This is a genomic window from Phenylobacterium sp. (genome assembly GCF_016793285.1).
In the GTDB taxonomy this organism is placed as follows: domain Bacteria; phylum Pseudomonadota; class Alphaproteobacteria; order Caulobacterales; family Caulobacteraceae; genus Phenylobacterium.
On the sequence record NZ_JAEUMO010000033.1, the window covers coordinates 1 to 4,369 of the forward strand.

Annotated in this window: 3 protein-coding genes and 1 pseudogene; all 4 read left to right on the top strand. The window is 71.7% G+C overall.

The features are described 5' to 3' along the window. Positions 1-190, top strand: a pseudogene (locus JNL41_RS04185) (transcription termination/antitermination protein NusA); the annotation flags it as partial. Between the two features lie 125 nt (positions 191-315). After that, the gene (locus JNL41_RS04190; protein WP_293473019.1) at positions 316-642 is read left to right on the top strand and encodes a DUF559 domain-containing protein; all 327 of its coding nucleotides are present in this window, start codon (positions 316-318) and stop codon (positions 640-642) included. Further along, the gene (locus JNL41_RS04195) at positions 639-1,292 is read left to right on the top strand and encodes an RNA-binding protein (protein ID WP_293473020.1); all 654 of its coding nucleotides are present in this window, start codon (positions 639-641) and stop codon (positions 1,290-1,292) included. The genes JNL41_RS04190 and JNL41_RS04195 overlap by 4 nt, the downstream gene beginning before the upstream one ends. 90 nt (positions 1,293-1,382) lie before the next feature. Continuing rightward, positions 1,383-4,369 (top strand): translation initiation factor IF-2 (gene infB / locus JNL41_RS04200; protein ID WP_293473021.1); only part of this gene is annotated, 2,987 nt, incomplete at its 3' end.

Sequence of the window (4,369 nt, forward strand, 5' to 3'; positions counted from 1 at the left end):
GCGCGTGCGCGAACCGGGCATCCTCGAAGCCTTCGGGCTGGAGCCGCAGGACGCGGAGCTGCTCATCATGCGCGCCCGTATCGCCATGGGCTGGGTCGAGGCGCCCGAGGAGCCGGAAGCCGAGTACGAAGAACCCAGCGATGAAGCGTTCGCCGAGGCGGAAGCCGCCGGCGAAGCTCAAGACGCCTAGGGCGACAGGGTGTCTTCCTCGTGCTTCGCCACCGCCTCGATCAACCAACTGATCGGCTAGATTCTCCCTTCCTCCTCGACGGAGGAAGGGTCGGGGATGGTGGTGCGGGCAGGAGGTCGGGCGCCGTGGCCTCGTTCGGCGCCGACGCGCGCCGTCTGATCCACAGCCGCGGGTGGAAGCTTGTGATCGAGGTCGATGGGGGCGTCCACGAGCGGTTGGACGAGGTCGCGCTGCGCGACGGCGAGCGGCAGTTGTGGCTGGAGTCACGGGGCTATCAGGTTGTCCGGTTCACGGACAAGCAGGTCGAGAATGATGCGGAGGCCTGTGCCGAGAGAGTGAAGCTGACGCTGCTCGAGAAAGGCCGGACGCCGGAGCCGGATAGCGATGCGTCGTTCGACGTGGCCACACCACCATCCCCGGCCCTTCCTCCGTCGAGGAGGAAGGAAGGATGACCTCGGTGGCGAGGACTCACGCCGAGGCGGCGCGCGAACGGCGTGACATCGTCTCGGGGGAGGTGATGGCGGAGGCGCGGTTGATCCGCTTCGTGGCCGGGCCCGATGGCGCCGTCGTCCCGGACCTGGCGCGCAAGCTGCCGGGCCGCGGGATGTGGGTGGCCGCCGACCGGGCGTCCGTCGAGACGGCGGCGAAGAAGGGCCTGTTCGCGCGCTCGGCAAAGGCGCCGATGAAGGCCTCGCCAGACCTGGCCGAGCAGGTCTCGGCCCTGCTGCGGGCGCGGATTCTGAACGCCCTGGGGCTTGCACGGAAGGCGGGAGACCTTACCTCCGGGTTCGAAAAGGTCTCTTCCGCGATATCGTCGGGCAAGGCCGCGTGGCTGGTCGAGGCGTCGGACGGCGCCGCAGACGGCCGCGGCAAGCTTCTGCGCCTGGCCCGTCATCAGTCCCCGCCGCCCGGGGTTTTCGGCGTCTTCACGGCGACGGAATTGGGTTTGGCCTTAGGGGGCGAGAATGTGATACACACCGCCTTCCTTGCGGGGCGAGCTGCCGAGCGCTGGACCGAAGATGTCCGACGCCTGGCGGGTTTCAGTCCGCTCCTTCCTGAGGATTGGCGCGAGGAGCCTGTCGAGGCGAAGCGGGAGCCCTAGGGCTTTCCGCCTTTCCTTATTGAGAGACGGGCGACGTTGAAGGCGTGACGTTGGCCGGGGATCCGCCCCGGCGCGAGTAAAAGCGAGCGAATGAGCGAGAACGACAACAACGGCCGTAAACCCCTGACCCTGAAGCCGCGTCCCGGTGGCTCGGTCAGCTCGGGCACGGTGAAGCAGAGCTTCAGCCACGGCCGGACGAAAACGGTGGTCGTCGAGACCAAGCGGTCCCGGCCGCACGCGCCGGGCGGCGGCAATCTGGCCGCACCGTCCGCCGCCGAACGCCGTGTGTTCGATCCGCCGCCGCGCCCCGCCGCGACCCAGGGCGGCTCGCGTCCTGCCGCGCCCGGCGACGGCCTGTCGGCCGAGGAACGCGCCGCCCGCGAGCGGGTCATCGCCGCCGCGCGTGCGCAACAGCAGCAACAGGAAGCGGACCGCCGCGCCCGCGAGGAGCGCGACCGCGCGACCGCCGAGGCGGCCCGCGCCGCCCAGGCCGCGGCCGCCGCGCCACCGCCCGCGCCCGCCGCGCCGGTCCAGGCCGAGGCGCCGAGGCCTGCGGCTCCCGCCCCTACGCCCGCACCCACCGCCACGCCCGCGCCCGCGCCGGCGGCTGCGCCTGTGGCCGCCGCGCCGGCTCCGCCGCCGGTCCAGGCCGCCCAGCCTGCGCCGCGTCCGGCCGCTCCCCAGGCGCCGTCCGGGCCCACCGCCCCGGGCCAGACGCGCACCTATCAGCCGTCGCACGATCGTCGCGACGACCGGCCGACCACCACGACCTACCGGCCCGAGCGCGCCCCGGGCCGCTTCGAGAACGCCAACTTCGGCCAGCGCGCCCCGCGCGCCGACGGCCCCCGGCCGCCGCGCGACGACCGTGGCCCGCCTCGCCGCGACGGCGACCGCCCGCAGGGCGACCGCGGTCCGCGTCCCGAAGGCGGCACCGTCCGCTACTCCGCCCTGGCCCCGCGCCCGGCCCCGCCGCGCGACGGCGCCCGCGGCCCTGGCGGCCCCCGTGGTCCGGGCGGCCCGCGCGTCGGCCCGAACGCCCCGCCGGCCACGCCGGAAGTGCAGCGCGCCACCCGCCAGGCTCCGCGGCCCGGCGGCTCGGTCATGGACCGCCGCGACGACGACGACCGGCGTCGCGCCCAGGAGCCCGGCAAGGGCGCGATCAGCCGCGCCAAGGGCGCGCCGACGCGCCGTGAAGGCCGCCTGACGATCCAGACCGTCGCCGGCGACGCCGAGGGCGCCGAGCGGATGCGCTCGCTCGCCTCCGTGCGCCGCGCCCGCGAACGCGAGCGCGAGAAGCGCAAGGGCGGCGCCGTCGAGCAGGCCCGGGTGGCCCGCGAAGTCGTCATCCCCGACGTCATCACGGTGAGCGAACTCGCCAACCGGATGGCCGTGCGCGGCGTCGAGATCATCAAGTTCCTGATGCGTCAGGGCGTGATGCTGAAGATCAACGACGTCATCGACAACGACACCGCCGAGCTGGTGGCCACCGAATTCGGCCACACCGTGAGGCGCGTCTCGGAGGCCGACGTCGAAGAGGGCTTCATCGGCGCCGAGGATCTCGACGATCACCTGGAGGCGCGGCCCCCGGTCGTGACCGTCATGGGTCACGTCGACCACGGCAAGACCTCGCTGCTGGACGCGCTCCGGTCGACCGACGTGGTGTCGGGCGAGCACGGCGGCATCACCCAGCACATCGGGGCCTATCAGGTGCGGCTCGAGAACGGCCAGAAGGTCACGTTCCTGGACACGCCCGGCCACGCCGCCTTCTCCGCCATGCGGATGCGCGGCGCCAACGTCACCGACATCGTCATCCTGGTGGTGGCGGCCGACGACGGCGTGATGCCGCAGACGATCGAGGCGATTCAGCACGCCAAGGCGGCCGGCGCGCCGATCATCGTGGCGATCAACAAGATCGACAAACCCGACGCCGACCCCACCCGCGTGATCAACGAGCTGTTGCAGCACGAGATCGTGGTGGAGAGCCTCGGTGGCGACACCCAGGCGGTCGAAGTCTCCGCGACCCAGAAGCTGGGCCTGGACGACCTGATCGAAGCCATCCTGCTGCAGGCCGAGGTGCTGGACCTGAAGGCCAACCCCGATCGTACGGCCGACGGCCTGGTGATCGAGGCGAAGCTGGACCGGGGTCGCGGCGCGGTCTCGACCGTGCTGGTCAAGCGCGGGACGCTGAAGCGCGGCGACATCGTCGTGGCCGGCGCCAACTTCGGCCGGGTGCGCGCCCTGCTCAACGAGCGCGGCGAGCAGTTGGATTCGGCCGGGCCGTCCGTTCCGGTCGAGATCCTGGGCCTCGACGGCACGCCCGATCCGGGCGAGCCCTTCGCGGTCGTGGAGAGCGAAGCGCGTGCGCGTGAACTCACCGAGTACCGCGTCCGGGTGAAGCGCGAGAAGGCCGGGGCTCCGGTCCAGGGCGCCTCGCTGGCCGAGATGATGGCCAAGATCACCGACAAGAAGGTCTCGGAGCTGCCGGTCATCATCAAGGCCGACGTGCAGGGCTCCGCCGAAGCGATCGTGGGCTCGCTGGACAAGATGGGCACCGACGAGGTCCGCGCGCGGATCATCCTGTCGGGCGCCGGCGCGATCAGCGAGAGCGACGTGATGCTGGCCAAGGGCGCCGGCTCGCCGATCCTCGGCTTCAACGTCCGCGCCTCGAAGCAGGCGCAGGCGCTGGCCGAACGGGAAGGCGTCGAGATCCGCTACTACGCGATCATCTACGACCTGCTGGACGACATCAAAGGCGTGCTCTCGGGCATGCTGGCGCCGATCCAGCGCGAAACCTTCCTGGGCAACGCCGAGGTCCTGCAGGCCTTCGACATCACCAAGGTCGGCCGTGTCGCGGGTTGTAAGGTCACCGAGGGCGTGGTCCGCAAGGGCGCGCGCGTCCGGATCGTGCGCGACCACGTCGTCATCCTGGAACTGGGCGTCCTGCAGACGCTCAAGCGCTTCAAGGACGAGGTCAACGAGGTGCCCGCGGGCCAGGAATGCGGCATGGCGTTCCAGGGCTTCCAGGACATCAAGGCCGGCGACACCATCGAGTGCTTCAACCTCGAAGAGGTGAAGCG